Below are 19,215 nucleotides of genomic sequence, written 5' to 3' on the forward strand. Positions count from 1 at the left end.
GTAATATAATAAGATTTTTTATAAAGGATTCTGATGTTAAAACCAATAATTGCTCTTGTATTATTAATTATAAATTTATACGCTATAAAACCAAGCGTAGAAGAGTTAAGTTGGCCAAGCGGAACTCCTTTTTTAAGCTTTTTAGAGAAAAATAAAATACCATTATCTGTTTTTTATAATCTTTCTAGTGAAGATAAAGAGCTAGCAGCTGAAATTTTTGCAGGATTAAAATATCAAATTTCAAGAGATAACAATGGGGATGTCTTGCAAATTTTGATACCAGTAAATGATGAATTACAAATTCATATATATAAAGATGAAAATGATATTTTTAAGTTAGATTTTATTCCAATCTCTTACGAGGTTCAACAAAAAGTTTTAAATATTAATTTAGAGCGTTCTGTAACCGAAGATATCTATAATTATACCGGTTCTGTGGCACTTGCTGTTGGTTTTAGAGATGCTTTTAAAAATGAAGGAATTGATTTTAGAAAGGTTAGAAAGGGCGATAGAATAGTTATACTTTATACTCAGAAGATAAGGCTTGGCAAAATATTTGGAACTCCTGATATTCATGCTGCGATGATTGAAACAAGAGGTAGAAAAAATATCGTTTATGGTTATAATGATAAATTTTATGACAAAAGTGGAAAAGACAAGACAAAAGTAGCTTTTGTTAGACCTCTAAAAAATATAAGGATAACATCTCCTTTTACCTTAAAGAGGTGGCACCCAATTTTAAAGAGATATAGGGCCCATTTGGGTGTTGATTATGGAGCCCCACGAGGAACTCCTGTTAAATCATCTGCCGATGGAAGAGTGAAATTTATAGGTAGAAAAAATGGATATGGGAAAACAATAATTATATCCCACGGCGGTGGATATGAGACATTATATGCTCACTTAAATGGCTATGCCAAAGACTTGAAGGTAAATCAGACAGTTTCTCAAGGTAAGCTTATAGCCTATGTTGGAAGCACTGGTATAAGCACTGGTCCACATTTGCATTTTGGATTTTATATCAACAATAAGCCTGTTAATCCTGAAAAAATGATGAAAGTTGTAAGAAGTATATCTAGTGGAAAAAGTGGTAATAAATTTAAAGCCATCGTTGATAAATATAGTAAAGAAATCAATAAATACAACAAAGAAAATTTAACAACTCAAAAAGCTGAGAAATTTCTAGATGTAGTTGAATATTAAAAAGGTTTAATGTGAATACTGATGATATTGAAGAGGTACAAAAAGTTTTAGACCTTTACTTAAAACAAGATTTAGAAAATGAGCTTAGTGCTTATGATATAGCACAACATCTAAAGGCATTAAAGTATCACGATGAGGATACATATACTAGCTATTTGGCTAGATTAAAAACCGATGTATTGGGTGATGTCGCTATTGAGCTTCCTGAATCACTCTTAAAAGATGTTATAGAAAATATATCTACTGATAAGATGGTTGAAGCTTTAGAAGAGCTTGAAAGTGATGACCAAACAGATCTTTTACAATACATTAAAGATATAGATGAAGATAAAGCAAAAGAGATATTTGATGGTCTTGACAAAGAAGATCAAGCAGATGTTTTAAGGCTTGGAAGTTACTCTGATGATGAGTCAGGTGCTTATATGCAAACTGAGCTTTTTTGGGCTTATGCTGATGAAAAATTAGGCGATGCCGTAACAAGGCTTCGTGAACAGAAAAATGCAGGTGAATTAGAAAACATATCTCAGCTTTTTATAGTAAATAATGATAAAATTTTAAAATACACTATACCCCTTGAAGAGCTAATTTTATTTGATTTTTCAAAGAAATTACAACAAATAATACAAGAACACGAACCTGATTATTATAGTCCTTATGCGGCACTTGATACACAAGATATAAAAGATACAGTTGCATTGGTTCAAGAGTATGATTTAAACGTTATTGCTGTTGTTGATAGCAAGGGTATTTTGCTCGGTCGTATTACAGCAGATGATATTCACGATTTTATTCAAGAAAGTGCAACTGAGCAAATTTATAATCTAGCTGGTCTTAATGATGAGGCAGAAGAAGAAGATACATTAGCAAAAGCTGGTAAGGCAAGAGCTATTTGGCTTTTTATAAATCTTTTTACAGCTATTTTGAGTTCTTCTATTATAGGTATTTTTGATGAGACCATTGCATCCTATGTAGCACTTGCTGTTTTGATGCCGATAGTTGCATCTATGGGTGGAAATACAGGCACTCAAGCACTTACTGTTACAGTTCGTAGGCTTACTTTGGGCGAGATAGAGTTTAAAGATGCAAAGTATGTTTTAAAACGAGAGGTGGGAATATCTATAATAAATGGTATTATTTTTGGTGCTGTTATGGGTATTGTTTCTTGGCTTTGGTTTGATAAGGCCCTTTTAGGTCTTGTTATAGCTTGTAGTATGATTGTAAATTTATCTTTGGCTGGATTTTTTGGAACAGTTATACCACTTACTCTTAAGCGTTTAAATATAGATCCAGCTGTTGGCTCTGCCGTTTTACTTACTACATTTACTGATAGTATAGGATTTTTTAGCTTTTTGGGACTTGCAAAATGGATACTCATATAACAGAATTAAATATTTTACCACTTGGCGAATCAAAATATCTTAAACCTTTTAAGATGGAGTTTAAACAAAATGGAAAACTTAGAGATTGGGATTGTGTAAAGGCTTTTAATAGCGTTTCTATACTCCTTTATCATGTAGAAAAAGATGCTTTTTTGTTTGTTAAGCAGTTTAGGCCAGCTGTTTGGTATTCTCAAGAAAAAGAAAATATAAAAAGCAAAGAACAAGGTTTTACATATGAACTTTGTGCTGGCATTATGGACAAGAGTAAAACTGAAGAACAAACAATAAGAGAAGAGTGTATAGAAGAAGTAGGCTATGATATAAAGGATGTTTTTCGTATAACAATGTGTTATTCCGCATTGGGTTTTGGGGGCGCTACTCAAACTATGTTTTATGCCCAAATAGATGAAAGTATGAAAATAAGCGACGGCGGTGGGATAGATGATGAGAGTATTGAGCTTGTTTTTATATCTAGAGATAAAATTGATGAATTTTTATATGATGAAAGTAAGGTGAAAGGTTTTGGCATGTTGTTTGCCATTTCGTGGTGGAAAGATAAAATTAACAAGGGGTTAAAATGAAAAAAATTGTTTTTTTATTTGTTTTGTCAGTTTTTTGCTTTGGTATGGGAGCAAATGATAAGTTGGCTGGTGGCGTAAAGCCGAGTCAGGATGTTGTTCTTGATAAAGAGTATGAAAAGTCAGCAAAAATTTTTAAAGAAAGCTGTGAAAAAGGAAATATGTATAATTGCTATAATTTAGGGAAATTTTATAGTGATGGCAGAGGTGTCATACAAAGTGATATAAATGCTTTAAAATATTTTCAAATTTCTTGTGATGGAAGATTGCCTTATGGCTGTTTTATGTTAGGTGAAATATTTTACAATCAAAAAGATTTTGAAAAAGCTGCAAATAATTACTCATTGTCTTGTGATTATGGTGATGATAAAGGATGTTTGAAACTAGCTGAAGCTTATTATGCAGGCGAAGGTGTTGTAAAAGATTTGTCAAAAGCTAGGGATTTATCACAAAAAGCATGTCAAATGGGAAATGACAAAGCTTGTATAGCATATGAAAATTTAAAACAACAATAAATTATAATAAAGCAGTCAAAAAAGACTGCTTTATATCACGTATATCTTTTTGGTGAAAGATAAGGTGTTTCTGAGTGCATACTCATTTCATTTAATTCTCTAAATTTTATAAACTCATCTTCTGTAATTTTTTTTATGTTTGCTATTGTCATTTTCAAAGGAGTCATGCCCGATAATGGGTCTGTATCGTTCGCATTTGCAAGTTCATTTCCATCAGCTTCACTATAATGAAAAGTTGTAAATATCGTTCCTTCTTTTAAGTCGTGATTTATCATAAGTTTTGCAGCTATTTTGCCTCTTTTGTTGCTAACAAGCGCATAACATCCATCTTCAAGTTCTCGCTCTCGTGCTATATCTGGGCTAACTTCTATAAGAGCTCCTTCTAACCCAGCTCCATACTCTAAAGCCGGACACTCTCTTGTCATTGTTCCTGTATGATAGTGATAAACCTTACGGCCTGTTGTAAATAAGCATGGATAAACCTCATCTGGAACCTCACTTAATGAACCACTGCCTACTGGATAATCTTTGTCTATATTCATTTTTGCTCTAAAATCTTCTTCTATTTTTTCTCTTTCATCTTTATAATCAGAATATAAAACAGGCACTAGTTTAAATTTTTCATCAGGAAGCATTGAGTTTTTATCTGTGTATAAAACAGGCGTTCCAGGATGGTCTTCATCAGGACAAGGCCAAGATATACCACCAAGCTTATCTAAACGATAATAACTTATACCTCCAAAATATTTAGGCATAAGCTCTCTTAGCTCATTCCATACGCTTTCTGCTGTATAGAAATTAAAGCCTTCTAGTCCCATTCTTTGGGCTATATTGCATACTATTTTCCAATCAGGTTCCAAGCCTTTTGCAGGTATACTAGCAGCTCTTGTTCTTTGAACCCTTCTTGAAGTATTTATAAATGTTCCATCCTTCTCTCCCCATCCGGCAGCAGGAAGCACTACATCGGATTTTTGTGCGCTTTCTGTTAAAAATAAATCTTGGACTATAAAACAATCTAGTTTGTGGATAGAATGGACAAAGTGCTCTGTCCAAGGATCACTCATAACGGGGTTTTCTCCATAAACATATAAAAGCTTTAATTCTCCACTATCCATTTTATCAGGTGCTTGTGTTAGCTTAAGTCCTGGAGTTGGATTTAGATCAAAATGCCATACTTTTTTTGCTTGTTGTTGAGCATATTCGCTATTTACAGCTCCAGCCGGAATAACATTTGGTAAAGCGCCCATATCGCATGAGCCTTGAACATTGTTTTGACCTCTTAATGGATTTATGCCAGCCCCTTTTTTGCCTATATTTCCTGTGATTAATGATAGATTAGAAAGAGAAAATACATTTGATGTTCCATCGGTAAACTGAGTGATTCCCATTGTGTAGCAAATAGCAGCTGCGTTTGCCTTTGCGTATAATCTAGCAGCTTGTATTATAAGCTCTTTTTTTATTCCTGTATCGGCTTCAAATTTTTCAGGAGTAAATTCTTTAACAGCCTCTTTTAGAAGTTCGTATCCAGATGTATGATTGTCTATAAATTCCTGATCTTGCAAATTTTCACTAATGATTATATTTATGATTGTGTTTAGTGTTTTAATGTTTGAACCTATTGGAATTTGTAGATATATATCAGCTTTTTTTGCCATATCTGTTCTTTTTGGATCAACTACTATCATTTTTGCACCACGCTCCAAACCCCTTTGTATTTGCATGGCTATTATAGGATGGCACTCACTTGTGTTTGTTCCTATTAGAAAAAATACATCTGTATCTGTAGCAAACTCAACCAAATCATTTGTCATTGTTCCATTTCCTAAAGTACTGGTAAGACCTACCACTGTTGGACCATGTCAAAGACGAGCGCAATGATCTATATTGTTGCTACCTTGAGCTCTAAAAAATTTTTGAAAAACATAATTGTCTTCGTTGTTTGATCTAGCTGAGCTAAATCCCATTATAGAATTAGGGCCATATTTGCTCACCGTTTCTTTGAATTTAGAAGCTACAAAATCATAAGCTTCATCAAAACTAACTTCACAAAGTTCCCCATCTTTGCTAAATACGCCATTTTTTTTGCGTATCATTGGCTTTGTTATTCTTTTTGAAGAATTTACAAATTCCCAACCAAACATTCCTTTTAAACAAAGCTCTCCATCATTTACATGATGATCTTTTGTTGCTTGAGCACCAACTATTCTTCCATTTTTTACGATCAAGTCTATACCGCAACCAGTGCCACAATAAGGACAGGTTGTTTTGACTATATTTTCCATAAAACCTCCTTTAAATATCACAATTTGCGATTATACTCCTAAAAATATAAATTAATTTTTAAATTTAATTTATATTTAATAATATGCTAAATATGAATATTATTAAATATCGTATTCTAGCCTACTTATAGCTTATTAATAATATAAATTACATATAAAATAATACTAAATTTAAAAAAATAATATTTAAAAAAATAATATTTAAAAAATTAAGTATTTTTAATTTATAATTTAAAAAAGATATTTTATTATATTTAAAGAAAAATCAATGAAAAAGACAAGAACTAGAATAGGCTTAGCTGAATTAGAAATAAATAATTTATTAGAAGAAGAATATAAAACTGCATTTAAACATCGATTTTTAAAAAAAGATAGCATTTTGTATGCAGATAATATTAGCATTGTTATTATCAAAAATGGTTCGGCAAAATTATCTTTTTTTGAAGATGGAGATGAGTTTATAATCTATCATGTCTTAAAAAATAATATAACCATACTTGATGATAGCTGTGCTTTAGAATTTTTAGAAGATAGTGAAATTTATATCATAGAGTTAGAAGATGAAAAAAATATCTTTCAAAGTTTTGAGTTTAATAAAATAACAAATGAAGCCCTTATTGATATAATTTTACTTCAAAGAAAAATTATAAAATCCATTTTATATGAAAGCGCAAAAGGAAGAATAGCAAATTTCTTAATAGAGTTAGCAAAAGAGCAAGATTTAAAGCAAAATAGCTATTATTATGTATTTTTACCTTTTTCAGTTAAAGTGCTTTCTTCTTTTGTTGGGCTTAAACGACAAAGTGCTTCAACTGCTTTTAATGAACTTATTAAAGATGATATTATAAGAAAAATAACAGCTCATGAGTTTTTAATTATAGATTTTAATGCACTTCAAAGTTATACAAATTATAATTGTTTAGACTAGAATTTATTTATAAAAAAAGGAAAAATGGCTAGTGTTTGCATTGGAATTTAGACCTAAAAATCTTGATGAGATATACGGTCAAGAACAAATAGTAATGGTATTTAAAAAATTTATCAAAAATGGAAAAATACCTCATAGTATATTTTATGGTGTTGCTGGTTGTGGTAAAACAAGCTTTGCCAGGGCTTTGGCTGGAGTTTTGAATTATGATTTTTATGAGTTTGATGGTGGAAATTTAAAGATTGAAGAATTTAGAAAGATTTTAAAAAATTATGAAAATGCGCTAACAAAACCGCTATTTTTTATAGATGAAATTCATAGATTAAGCAAAACCCAACAAGAGGCATTGCTTGTTCCTATGGAAAATTATAAAGCATTAATTGTTGGAGCAAGTACTGAAAATCCATATTTTACCCTTAGTTCCGGCATAAGAAGTCGTTCTATGCTTTTTGAGTTTCAGCCCCTAGATAGCGGTGAGCTTGAAAAAATGCTTTTTTATATCAAAGATAAAATAAATTTTGAGATAGATGATGAAGCAAAAGAATATCTTATAAAAAGTAGTGGAGGCGATGCTCGTGGTTTTTTAAATTTACTTGAGTTTGCAATTAGCCTTGATACTCATATAACTCTTGAAAATCTTAAAATTTTAAGAGGGCATAGTGTTTGTAGTGGCGCATCAAATGATGATACGCATTATAACCTTGCTAGTGCTTTGATAAAAAGTCTAAGAGGTAGCGACATAGATGCTTGTATCTATTATCTTGCAAGACTTATAGATGAAGGCGAAAGTGCTGATTTTATAGCTAGGAGGCTTGTAATTTTTTCTAGCGAGGATATAGGAAATGCAAATCCAAATGCTTTAAATGTGGCCACAAATACACTACTTGCTGTTTTAAAAATAGGCTATCCAGAGGCTAGAATACTTCTTTCTCAGTGTGTCGTTTATCTAGCTTCATCTCCTAAATCAAACTCAAGCTATAAAGCTATAAACAAAGCATTAGATTATGTTAAAAACAATGAAAAACTTGAAATTCCAAAGTATTTAATCAATACATTGCCTGAAAAAAAAGATTATTTATATCCTCATAATTTTGGTGGATGGGTAAAACAAAGATATCTTCAAAAAGATTTGAAATTTTATGAAAGTAATTCAATAGGTTTTGAAAAAACACTTGATGAATGGCAAGAAAAAATAAAACAATGCAAATAAGAAAAACCCTCTTGGGGGAAAGAGGGCTCACTACAAAAAGGAGGTATTTCTTTTTGAACTTCGGAATACTACATTGTTCTTATTAATCAAAAATTAACTTAAAATTAATAAAAATATAAAATACATATTTCATATATATAAATAACAATTTTTTAGCTTGATTAAACAAAGTCATTAAGAATATAATATATTGTTATTAAATATTTTTGTTATAATGTTTCAAAATATGTAAGGAATTATAATTATGTTAACACATATAGATGAAAATAATCGTCCAAAAATGGTAGATGTAAGTCAAAAAGATATTACAAAAAGAGTAGCTAAGGCTAGTGGTATTATAAAAATGAGCAAAGAGGCTTTTGAAGCTGTTAAAAATAATACCGGTAAAAAAGGACCGGTTACCCAAACAGCTGTTGTTGCGGCTATAATGGGTGCAAAAAAGACAAGTGAGCTTATACCAATGTGCCATCCTTTAAATATCCTGGGTGTCGAATGTGATATAATGGAGTTAAGCGACGTATGCGCTTATAAACTTTTTGTTACTGTAGCAATAGATGGAAAAACTGGCGTTGAAATGGAAGCACTAACTAGTGTGAGTATAGGACTTTTAACTATATATGATATGATAAAAGCGATAGATAAAAGCATGGTTATAACTGATATTATGCTTGAAAGTAAAAGTGGAGGAAAAAGTGGTGAATATACTAGACTTTGATAAACAAAAAGCACAGATACTTTATCCAATTTTTTGGGAATATAAGGTTATATATGATGCTAGTGTTGATATTGATAAGAAGATAGAAGAGATTTTAGGCAAGAGAGATTGCCTGATAAGTTTTTCAAAATTTAGTAAAGATAAAAAATATAAAAGTTATAATCTTAGTATTTTTGTAAAAGATGAAGCTGAGCGACTAGAAATATTTTCTTTGCTTAAAAAAAGTGCAAAATACGTTCTTTAAGGAAAAAATATAATGAAAGATAAATTAGATATAGATTTAAAAAACTATAAAGATAATAGTGTCGAATTTAAAAATTTAAAAGATATTAGCGCGGATTATTTTAGCGATGTTGATGATGTAAACTTGGATGATTTTCAAAATGCTTTAAAAGAAAAGATGAATGATTTACTTACAGGCTTTTTAAAATACGATTTAGCTACAACTGAAAATTTAAAACTTGCTATGGATGGAATAAATCAATCTTTGATTGGCAAAAAAGAGCGTGAGTTGTATGAGCTTTTAAATGCCAAAGATGAGATAATAAAAAAAATCAAATCAAATCAAGATGATATAAGACAAAAGTTAAGATTTTCTTTTGAAACAGCTGAAGAGATAGTTTCAAACAGTGAGTTAAAACATAAAGATGAACTTTTAAATTTATTAAATAATGCCATTATCCAAGAAACAAGAATGCTTGGAATTTTAAAAGAGAGTTCACAAAATGCCTTTTTGACAACTCTTGAAAATGGCGTTAATATACAAGATACTGTTTATCAAATTTCAAAAAGTATGGCATATTCAGCTATACATGAGGGTGAGTTTGATAAAAATAGAATACTTGAAATTTCAAAAACCATAATACTTTCTGCCGCCGAGGTTGCAAATGAAAGCCATATGTTTGCAAAACAGCTAATTAGTGGAGCTATACTTGGAACAAAAGAGGGGATAATAAGCTCTATTGAGAGAATCAAAGAACAATCAAAATACATACCAGATGAGTTAAAGCTCTCGCAAAACATAAATCAGTTAAAAGATATTTATAAAGATTTTGTAGATATGCTAAAAGAACTTGAATTATCTTGTGAGTCTCCTTCTAAAGATGAAATAAGAGTGATTATTGATGAAAGATTGGATAATGCCAAATCTAAATTAAAAAGACTTAGTGAACAAGCAAGCGAACAAATTAGTGATAGACTCAATGAATTAAGATCAAATGAAAACATATCAGAGCTTGTAAATGCAGCAAATGAAAAACTTGAAAAATTAAAATCAGCTATAAATAAAAATGGAACAGATTTTAATATAAATGATAGGTTTGACTATATTAAAAAACAGTTTGACAAGAAAACAGGTGAAAAATTTGAAGAGATAAAATCTTTGGATTTAAAGCAAGAGGCTAAAAAATTAGGCGATAGAGCTTATAATGCAGCTAAAAATTTTATTGGGAATTTTAAAAAAGATAAAGAGTAATATTAAAATACAATGAATGATGAAAAATTTATAGCCATAGATATCGGCTTAAAGCGTATAGGATTGGCTTTCGGATTTAAGGGCGTTGTTGTTCCTCTTACGCCTATACTTAGGAAAAATCGCAACCAAGCATCAAGAGATATCAGTAGGGTTTTAGATGAATATAATGCTGATATTTTGGTTGTTGGAGTGCCTATTGGTGGAAGTAGTGAGGATGAGATGAGAAGAAGAATATTGCATTTTGTATCCTTGCTTGATTTTACTGGAAAGATTATATATCAAGATGAATCGTTTAGCAGCTTTGAGGCTGCTGATTTTGTAAAAGATAAAAGAGATGGTAAGCTTGATAGCATGGCTGCACTAATAATACTAAAAAGATATTTGCAAATATCTGCATAAAAAGAGTTAAATGTGATAAAAAAAATACTTATAAAAAATACAAAAACACTTATAAAAATATTTTTCTTAACACTTTTGTATAGTGGACTTGGTATTTTAACTTTATCTTTTATAAATAATCAAATTTTAACCATAGTTGATTTTGATATGTTTGTTGTGGTTGAGTTTTTATCGTTGTTGGTTGTTTTCTTGGTTGTGTCTATATATGCAAATGCTAGCCTTTCTATATTTGGACACAATTTTGTTTACAATATGCGAAAAGAGGTTGTAAAACGCATTTTAGATACTAAAAATAGCCAAATAGAGCTAATAGGAAAAGCAAAAATAATTGCAAGTTTAAATAATGACATAAGAACTATTTCATTTGCTCTAATGAGTGTGCCAAATTTTATACAGGGTTTATTTTTTATGGCAGCTACTAGCATTTATCTTATTTATATATCTCCAAAATTATTTTTATTTGTTTTTGTTTGGATACTTGCAATGTTGTTAGTCGGTGTGTTTTTTATGAGTAATATACACAAATACTTTAAACTTGCCAGAAAAAGCGATGATGATCTTCAATCAAGCTTTGAAGATGTAGTTCAAGGCCATAAAGAGCTTACTTTAAATAGATATAGAGCAAGTATGGTTTTTGATGAGTTTGATAATGTTGCAAATGAAAAAAAGATAAATCTTATAAAGGCTGATATTTTTAACTCAATTAGCGATAATTGGAGCAACATAATGCTTCTTGGCTTGGTCGGCATGTGTATATTTTTATCCATTTCTCTAAATTGGGCTAGTTTGCAAACTGCTATTACAACAGCTTTAACGATACTTTTTTTAAGAACTTCTTTGACTTCGCTTATAGGTTCTGTTCCTACTTTGCTTAGTGCTAAGGTGAGTTATGAAAAACTAATGAGTTTAAATTTTGTTGATTATAAAGATGATTTTTTACCTGAAAACTTACTTGATAAAAATTGGAAAGAACTTCGCTTTGAAAATGTAAATTTCAAATATAATGATAAATTTGGATTAAAAAACTTAAATTTAAAAATCAATCGCGGTGATATGATATTTTTGATAGGTAAAAACGGAAGCGGAAAAAGCACTTTTTCAAATTTGGTTTGTGGCTTATTGCAACCAAGCTCAGGAAACATCTATCTTGATAATGTTGCTATTGGTTATGATAACTTGTCTGATTTTCAAAGCAACATAAGTGCTATTTTTAGTGACCTTTATCTTTTTTCACAAGTTATAGATGAAAATGGTGATTTTTCAAATGAAGAAGAGTATACTAAATTGCTTAATATGCTAAAAATAGAAGATAAAGTTCAGGTTTTAAATGGTAAACTTAGTACTACTTCTTTATCTACTGGGCAAAGAAAACGACTTAGTTTGCTAGTCGCGCTTAGTGAAAAAAGAAGTTTACTTATACTTGATGAGTGGGCTTCTGATCAAGACCCAGTCTTTAAAAGAGTTTTTTACCGAGAAATTTTACCATATTTGAAAAACCAAGGGATTAGTATTTTGGCTATTAGCCATGATGATGCTTATTTTGATATTGCAGATAGGATACTTTTAGCAAAAGATGGATGTATAAGAGAGCTTTTCGGGGAAGAAAGAGCGATAGCTAGCATTGATGCTGTTGAAAAAATAAGCTAAAATAAAGTCTTTAAAAGAGATAATAAAAGCTTAAAAAAGGAGATAAATTTTGAAATTTAAAGAATTTAAGAAAGCAAAAACTTTAAGCTTGGCAAATTTATTATCTTTATCAAATTTAAAACTAGCCAATGAACTTAAAGAGTGCGATTTTAAGTATATTTCTTGTTTAAATGATGAAGTTTTAGGAAGCAAAAATCTAATAAAATGCGAAATAGGAAGCATTAGCTATATATTGGCATTGCTTTGTAAATACACATTAGATATACAAGATGAGTATTTTGATGGGTTAGATGAAGGCTATTTGAGTGGCGAATGTAACGTTGGAGAAGAAGAATTTGATGAACTTAAAGAGTGGATGAAAGATGTAAAAAACATAATCATAGACTCTTCATTTTTTGCACACCCTGACTCTAAAATGCTTTTTGAGTTTTTGAGCTTGTTTGATATTGATATAGTATTGGCTGATGGCGAAGCTAGTGAGATAAAGGTTGATAAAAAATTTACCGAGCTAAAAGAGCTTGATAGCTATGATGGCAGTGTTATTTATCAGTATATTTCTCAAGATTCTTTTATAAAAGGCGGCACAAGCTTTGCTGTTGCAAGTAGGGTAAAAGATAAAGATAATATTATTTTAAAAGCGAAAGATTTTGAGCTTAATGCCGATTTTATACTAGATACAAATTTAAAAGGAACGATAGCTTTTGTGCCTGTAAAAAAGGTAAATGGATATAATTTTAGGTTGGTTAGAGTCCAAAAGATATAATGAATAAAATTTTATTATTTTTATTTTACCCATTTTTGCTTTTTGCTTTTACTATTAGCTTAAATAGTGGTATTGAAAATAAAAAATCCTATAGTGTCTTAAAGATTAGTGATGATAAAGAGTTCGAGTGCGTTGAGCAAATTTTAGCTTATAACACAAAAAGATATGCTTGTATGTTGGATGATAATGGTATGATGGACATACAAGATGTTGAGCTTGATCTTATGGATATAAACTATAAAAAACAAGATGGAAAGTTTTTTATAGTTGTCTTACCAAAAGCAAACTCAAGACTTATAAACACCGAAAATAAGTTGTATTTTGATACTAATGTTAAAACAAATAAAAGTAAAACCTCAAAACAATTTGACATTGTTGTGGACCCAAATTTAAAAGAGTTTGATGAAACATTACCAAATGGTGTAAACTTCGCTCCAAATTTTGATCTACTTTTAAGACCAAATATCGGAGCTTTGGATTTTAATAAAGCGCCTATTGAGGGTTTTGATAGCAATGATATAGATATTTATATAGGGATAAAAAAATCTTATGACAATCAAAGCTATAATAAAGTCATAGATGATACACAAATAGCCATACAACGCCATCCAAAAAGTATTTTTGCCGGTGAGTTTTTGCTTTATAGATTAAGAGCTATGGATAAAATTTTTGAAACAAATGATGAATACGAAGAGCTTACTCCTGAAAATATCATTCAAGAAGGCAAGGCTTGGATGAGAAAATTTGTATCAGATGATAATTATCCTGAGGTTTTATATATGGTGGTAAGGGCATACATAAAAGACAATATTTTTAGTGATGCAAAATACATGATAGATATACTTTTAAACGAACATCCAAAGTCTATTTTTACTTCTCTTGCGATACTTGATTATGCTGATGCTGTTTATAATAACGGCAAAGACAAAGATGCATTAAAGCTTTATGAAAATGTGCTTTACGCAACAGACAATATAGATATAGCAAGTCGCGCAGCTTTAAGCTTAACTAACAAAAGCATAGAAAAAGAAAAAATACAAGATGCAAAGAAATATGTGCTTAAAATTCTAAACTCAAATAATGATTATTTTTTAAAGGACAAACAAAAAGCATTTGATTTGGCAGGTGCTTTTGTAAGAAATAAAATGCCGGAAGTGTCAGCTAAGATATATGAAATTTTAGTAAAAAATATCGAAAAAAGAGATCGTTTGTATGAAGTATCTTTGAAAAATTTAGGAATAGAACTCGCAAAAGATAATCAAACAAAAGAGGCTTACAAATACCTAAATAAATATCAAGATGAGTTTAAATATGGTGATTATGTGAGCCAAGTGCAAACCGCAATGGACAATCTGTTTTTCAAGCTTGATGAAAACAATGCTACAAAATTAAGAGAGCATTATAAAGAACTTATGAAAAAATATCAAAATGCAGATATAGGCAAAAAAGCTTTGCTTTCTCTTATGGATTTAAATATTAAAGAAAGAAAATTTAAGCAAAATTTGGAGTATGCCGTTTTGGTTAAAGACTTAAATCAAACAAAAGGCATTGAATATCTAAACACATCAGCATTTGAGCTTGCCAAAGAAGGCATAAGGCAAAATGATTGTCAAGATGTTGTAAATTTGATTGAAAATTACGATGTGAATAGGCTTGAATTATCCCAGTTTAAACTATATGAATGTCTTAATAGAACAGCTAGATTTAAAGATGCGTTAAATTTAGCACAAACACATATTTATGATAATGATTTAGAAGATAGGGTTGAGTGGCTTGTAAATTTAAGCGATAGTTATTATAAGACTAAGGATTATGAAAACAGCATAAAAGCCGCAAATGACGCTATCTCTTTGGGTGCTGGTGTTGAGCATTCAGACCCAACTCCAGCCTTATTTTTTAGATTTTATTCTCTTTTAGAGCTTAATAGATTTTCAGAAGCTATTGCAACTTTGCAAGTTATGGATGAGATAAGGGGTCAAGATTTCAAGCTCATAGAAGCATATGATAAAGTTAGTAAATATGCTTTTTATAAGAATGATTTTGCAAATGCAAATATATATTCAAAAAAGGCATTAGAGCTTCAAAATGGTGTTAGAATAAACACATTTACGCCAGAACTCAACTTTATATATGCCAGTTCGTCTTTAAAATTAGATCATATAAGTGATGCGTTGGATGAAGCAAAATATATACTTAGTTTAAGGCTTAAACCAGAAGAAAGAAGTAGGGCTTTAAACCTAATATCTACTATTTATATCCAACAAAAAAAACCACAACTTGCTAAGCAATATTTAATAGAATGTATAAATACAAATATACAAAGTTCATACAAATCTCTTTGCGAAGCTCAATTAAATTTAATAAAATAATATAGAATTCATTTTCATTTTTTATTTCTCTACCTTTTGATACAATAAATGTTTTTTAATTTACACAAAAAGGCTAAAAATGTCAAAAAAGTATAGGTTTGTTATATGCAATCCAGAGCTTTGTATTAGGTGTAAAGCTTGTGAAAAGCCTGTATCAAATCGCCTATGCACGATGTAGGATTTAATAAAGAGACTTCATGTACTTTTCTTGATATTGGTTAAAATACCAATTCAATGTCATCAGTGTGGACGGCTCTTTTTTGTGTAAGTATTTGTGCTACAATCAGACCTTATATTTTCAGATAAGTCATATATAGAATTTCGTGAAAATATATGTATAGGTTGCAAACTTTGCGCGATTGCCCGTCTTTATGGAGTTATTCAAATGGAAGTTGGATGATATTTCATCTTTAAATATGATGGCGACTACAAGTTGACTTTGTCAAAAGCAGAAAGTCTGTTGTATTAAAATGTGACTTATTTATCTTGTTGATTTTAAAAAATATGAAACATTTTTTAAAATTTAGAACAGATATGATTATAGATCTTTGATGTAAGAGCTAAAATATGTTTTGCAACTCTATAATTTAGATGTTTTATTATTATGCTAATTTTATTTAAGGCTGGGTTATAAAAAAATATCTTTTTACTATTTAAAATTAAAATTATAAATTCTTTGCTTTGTTTCATGTTTCCCAACCTTATATAAAATTCTTTAATATATTTGTTTGTTTTGCGATTTATTAAAATTTATAAACAGCACCCAAAGTAAAGACGCTATTATCTTTTTTCCCATCCTGTATTGACACATCGTGCTTAAAGTCGACGGTAAAATTTTCATTTACATCATAAATTAGCCCAAATCCTAGCCAAGTTATATGTTTGGCTTGTGATATACCTTTTACATTTATGTTGTTATTCATATTGCTAAATTTAGCATTAAAGTTAAAATCATTAGGGTTTGGAGCGTATGAATGGGAGATGTTAGAATTTAGCGTAAGAGAGTTAAACTTAAAGCTAGACCTCACACCTGCTAATATAGAGTATGTATTATAGCGTTTTTTATCCGCAGCAATTCCTAAAGGCAGGTTTTCACTAAAGGCTCCACGAGAAATTTTATTTAGCTCAGTAGCTATAAATGGATTTAAATTCACAAAATCAACATTATAAAAACTTCCTAGCTCAGTATAAACAGAGTAGGTTTGGTGTTTGTATGATACATCGGAGTTTTTGTCCGCAACAATCCTTTTTATATCATTTCTTGAATCATTTAGTCCGACTCTGCCAGAGAGATAAAAATTTAAAAAATCATAAGATCCGTATACCGAAACATTGTCATTTTCTATCTTTATATCGCCTGCTGATTTGTCAAAAGTAGCTCTTGAAGCGCTTTTTGATATAGCTAGACCAAGAGTTAGCTCATCGGTTACTTTGCCGTCTAGTCCGATTTGAGTTCCTTTTGTCTTAGCTAGAGTGTTTGCGTAGCCCTCTTTGGTGATTTTGCTCTCACCATACACCCCATCAAACCACACTCCACTTTTATCAGAGCGCATTAGCGAAGCTATCCTGTTGCTTAGTGTGCGATTTATGGTCTGGTTTTGTTTGAGTATTATGTTTTGATTTGATGCGTGAATTTCTCCTGAGAGTGAATCTATCATTTGTGGGAGTGCGTTAGCATGTGCATTCATTACTCTTACTGCTGTAGCTGAAATTTCATTTTGTTCTTGAGTTTGCGCTAGCTCATCTAAAGCCGTATCAAAATTTTTAGCTGTATTTAAAGAGCTTGCTGTTACGTATCCTGCTGCCTGCAATACGTGTACGGTAGCTTTTCTGTTGTATTCGACCCATATATTTTGTCTATTTTTATCTACATAAAAGTTAGATAAATTTACGTATCTTGATACATTGTTTGAAATTTTATAATCTCCATTATAGTTTTTTATCTCTTTCGCTTTTATTATATTTTTTGTTTTAGTTTGAGCGCCTATTACGGAATAGATATTTTCAACATCGGCTAGGATATAAGAGCTATCTTTCATATCCATTGTGCCCGTAATTTCTAAATTTGACTTGTCGATATCTATTGCTATGCGACCTTGATTTTTTGAAATGTAGTCTCCGTTTATTTTAAGACCTTGTCCGTAAACGTTTAATGATCCGCCATTGTTGGTTATGGTGTAGCTGTTACCGTTACCTATATCGACTCTACTATTATCATTTTGTGCAAGAAGTGTCCCACCTTTTTCTATTGTAATACGAGAATTTAATAAAGATTTTTCAACTCCTATGGTACCCTCTTTAATCCATGTGATGGCTGTGTATGTATTTTCTCCTCCAAGATATAAGGTTCCAGTACCTTTTTTGTATATTCCACCATCGCCTGCCATATCGTTATTCCAAGTCAGTTTTCTTGTATCTTTATAATTTCTATAATCAAAATCAACTGTAAATAAACCCAATACCGCTTTTTCATCTTTGTTTGTTAAAAGGCGTTTATCTAGTCTTCCAGGACCTCCTAAGGCTCTATCTTGATTTAAAATTCCCCAGCCAAATGTAGCATCTGGACTTTCTGTTTGTTCTCCTTTGTGTCCTGGTTTATCCGCACTAGATAGGATAGTCATAGTAACTAAGTGATTATCCATCCATGGAAATTTCGTCCATACATTCGCAACTGCAGCAGTTACTACAGGAGCTGAAAATGATGTTCCTGTTCCATATATAATACATGCTTGACCGCTTTTGCATTCGCTTGCAGGCAGCTCTATAGCCCAATTACCCCGAGCCGTGATTCCCCAATTTTTACCTTTGTCTCCTATTTTGTTTGAATAACTTGCAAGTTTAGATGTATTTCCTGTTTCATCAACTGCCATAACGGTTATCCAACCATTTCTAGCATCATTGTTAAGATGAGGATAGAGCGACTCCGGAGATGCATGATTTGTATGTTCGTTTCCAGCAGCCCATATGAATATACTATCTGTCGCTGCATAGTGGGCAACATTTGGAAATGTTGCATTTACTTGTCCGTAATCAGTGCCATTAAGACCATATGAATTGTTAAAAATTCTAGCGCCTTTATTATGCAAATTTCTATAATCATTTTCAGTAGAGCCAATCAGGAGTGAATTTCTATTTCCCGATAGACCTGCTGACCGAGCGAATATCTTAGAGTCTGTGTTGTGTTTCACAATCATATGAGTTACCATTGTTCCGTGATGTTGTTTATCTTGCGGATCTTTATTTGTTTGCACTATTTCTATTCTGGATGTTCCGTTCGGTTTTTCAAATTTTTTAGATTTATAAAAGAAAGTATCAACTACACCGATATCCATGATCTTTTTTTCATCTTTTATCTTATCTTGCAAATTTTGATTCGCGTTTTCTTGCCCTTTTTTTACCCCTAGCGTTCTATTGTTTGGCATAGGTGGCTGAGCTATCGGAGGTTGTTGAATACCGCTGTTTGGATCATTTGGTGCAAGCGGTGGCGGAGACACAGGGGGGGGGGGTGGTAGGCCACCAGCGGGTGGTACTGCAGGTGGTGCTATATGATTGTTATTGGGACGGTTGTTTGGATAATTGTCTGGGATTGATGGACCGCTACTACCGCCACTTCCTCCTCCACAACTGACAAATAATGCAGATATTATTGGTAAAACTACAAAAAATTTTGCACTTTTTCTGTTTTTAAGATTGGCTAATTTCATTTTAATCCTTAATTTGTTTTTGAGTAAGACTAAACTATAATCTTAATTT

General features: G+C 31.1%; 15 protein-coding genes. 13 read left to right on the forward strand and 2 right to left on the reverse strand.

The features are described from left to right. The first annotated feature begins 33 nt into the window (after nt 1–33). The 4 genes from CPIN18021_RS01045 to CPIN18021_RS01060 are packed head-to-tail and all read left to right on the forward strand — an operon-like array spanning nt 34 to nt 3,675. On the forward strand, nt 34–1,203 hold the full coding sequence (locus tag CPIN18021_RS01045) for a M23 family metallopeptidase (protein ID WP_078422826.1): 1,170 nt from the start codon (nt 34–36) through the stop codon (nt 1,201–1,203). An 11-nt stretch (nt 1,204–1,214) separates the two neighbouring features. Beyond that, nucleotides 1,215–2,582 carry a magnesium transporter gene (mgtE, locus tag CPIN18021_RS01050; protein WP_078422827.1) on the forward strand — a complete coding sequence of 456 codons (1,368 nt, stop codon included), beginning with the start codon at nt 1,215–1,217 and terminating at the stop codon, nt 2,580–2,582. Further along, a complete protein-coding gene (locus tag CPIN18021_RS01055) occupies nt 2,567–3,163 on the forward strand; it encodes an NUDIX hydrolase (protein ID WP_078424195.1) in 597 nt (198 codons plus the stop codon). Before mgtE ends, CPIN18021_RS01055 begins: the two co-directional genes overlap by 16 nt. Then, on the forward strand, nt 3,160–3,675 hold the full coding sequence (locus CPIN18021_RS01060) for a tetratricopeptide repeat protein (RefSeq protein ID WP_078424196.1): 516 nt from the start codon (nt 3,160–3,162) through the stop codon (nt 3,673–3,675). The genes CPIN18021_RS01055 and CPIN18021_RS01060 overlap by 4 nt, the downstream gene beginning before the upstream one ends. 35 nt (nt 3,676–3,710) lie before the next feature. Here CPIN18021_RS01060 and CPIN18021_RS01065 read toward each other — a convergent pair whose 3' ends face one another. Next, entirely contained in the window at nt 3,711–5,957 is a 2,247-nt protein-coding gene (locus CPIN18021_RS01065) for a molybdopterin oxidoreductase family protein (RefSeq protein WP_226995987.1), read from the reverse strand. A 268-nt stretch (nt 5,958–6,225) separates the two neighbouring features. On the opposite strand from CPIN18021_RS01065, the gene CPIN18021_RS01075 reads away from it, so the two are divergent. The 9 genes from CPIN18021_RS01075 to CPIN18021_RS01115 all read left to right on the forward strand — a co-directional run bounded on the left by CPIN18021_RS01075 (nt 6,226) and on the right by CPIN18021_RS01115 (nt 15,462). Beyond that, nucleotides 6,226–6,885, forward strand: coding sequence for a Crp/Fnr family transcriptional regulator (locus tag CPIN18021_RS01075; protein WP_078424198.1), 660 nt, complete (start codon nt 6,226–6,228; stop codon nt 6,883–6,885). Nucleotides 6,886–6,916: 31 nt separating this feature from the next. Next, nucleotides 6,917–8,095, forward strand: coding sequence for a replication-associated recombination protein A (locus CPIN18021_RS01080; RefSeq protein WP_226995988.1), 1,179 nt, complete (start codon nt 6,917–6,919; stop codon nt 8,093–8,095). 241 nt (nt 8,096–8,336) lie between these two features. After that, nucleotides 8,337–8,810, forward strand: coding sequence for a cyclic pyranopterin monophosphate synthase MoaC (gene moaC / locus CPIN18021_RS01085; protein WP_226996001.1), 474 nt, complete (start codon nt 8,337–8,339; stop codon nt 8,808–8,810). Beyond that, entirely contained in the window at nt 8,791–9,054 is a 264-nt protein-coding gene (locus tag CPIN18021_RS01090; RefSeq protein ID WP_226995989.1) for an HP0495 family protein, read from the forward strand. Before moaC ends, CPIN18021_RS01090 begins: the two co-directional genes overlap by 20 nt. A gap of 12 nt (nt 9,055–9,066) precedes the next feature. Then, on the forward strand, nt 9,067–10,284 hold the full coding sequence (locus CPIN18021_RS01095) for a hypothetical protein (protein ID WP_078424201.1): 1,218 nt from the start codon (nt 9,067–9,069) through the stop codon (nt 10,282–10,284). Between the two features lie 12 nt (nt 10,285–10,296). Continuing rightward, a complete protein-coding gene (gene ruvX / locus CPIN18021_RS01100; protein WP_078422835.1) occupies nt 10,297–10,683 on the forward strand; it encodes a Holliday junction resolvase RuvX in 387 nt (128 codons plus the stop codon). A 12-nt stretch (nt 10,684–10,695) separates the two neighbouring features. Continuing rightward, nucleotides 10,696–12,330, forward strand: coding sequence for a multidrug ABC transporter permease/ATP-binding protein (locus CPIN18021_RS01105; protein ID WP_226995990.1), 1,635 nt, complete (start codon nt 10,696–10,698; stop codon nt 12,328–12,330). 49 nt (nt 12,331–12,379) lie between these two features. After that, complete coding sequence (locus tag CPIN18021_RS01110; protein WP_078422836.1) at nt 12,380–13,093, forward strand: NADH dehydrogenase; 714 nt, start codon at nt 12,380–12,382, stop codon at nt 13,091–13,093. Beyond that, a complete protein-coding gene (locus CPIN18021_RS01115; protein ID WP_078424202.1) occupies nt 13,093–15,462 on the forward strand; it encodes a tetratricopeptide repeat protein in 2,370 nt (789 codons plus the stop codon). The genes CPIN18021_RS01110 and CPIN18021_RS01115 overlap by 1 nt, the downstream gene beginning before the upstream one ends. 743 nt (nt 15,463–16,205) lie before the next feature. On the opposite strand, the gene CPIN18021_RS01120 is transcribed toward CPIN18021_RS01115, so the two are convergent. After that, nucleotides 16,206–19,166 carry an autotransporter domain-containing protein gene (locus CPIN18021_RS01120; RefSeq protein WP_078424203.1) on the reverse strand — a complete coding sequence of 987 codons (2,961 nt, stop codon included), beginning with the start codon at nt 19,164–19,166 and terminating at the stop codon, nt 16,206–16,208. Nucleotides 19,167–19,215: the final 49 nt, after the last annotated feature.

The sequence above is a fragment of the Campylobacter pinnipediorum subsp. caledonicus genome (assembly GCF_002022005.1).
Taxonomy (GTDB): Bacteria; Campylobacterota; Campylobacteria; order Campylobacterales; family Campylobacteraceae; genus Campylobacter_A; species Campylobacter_A caledonicus.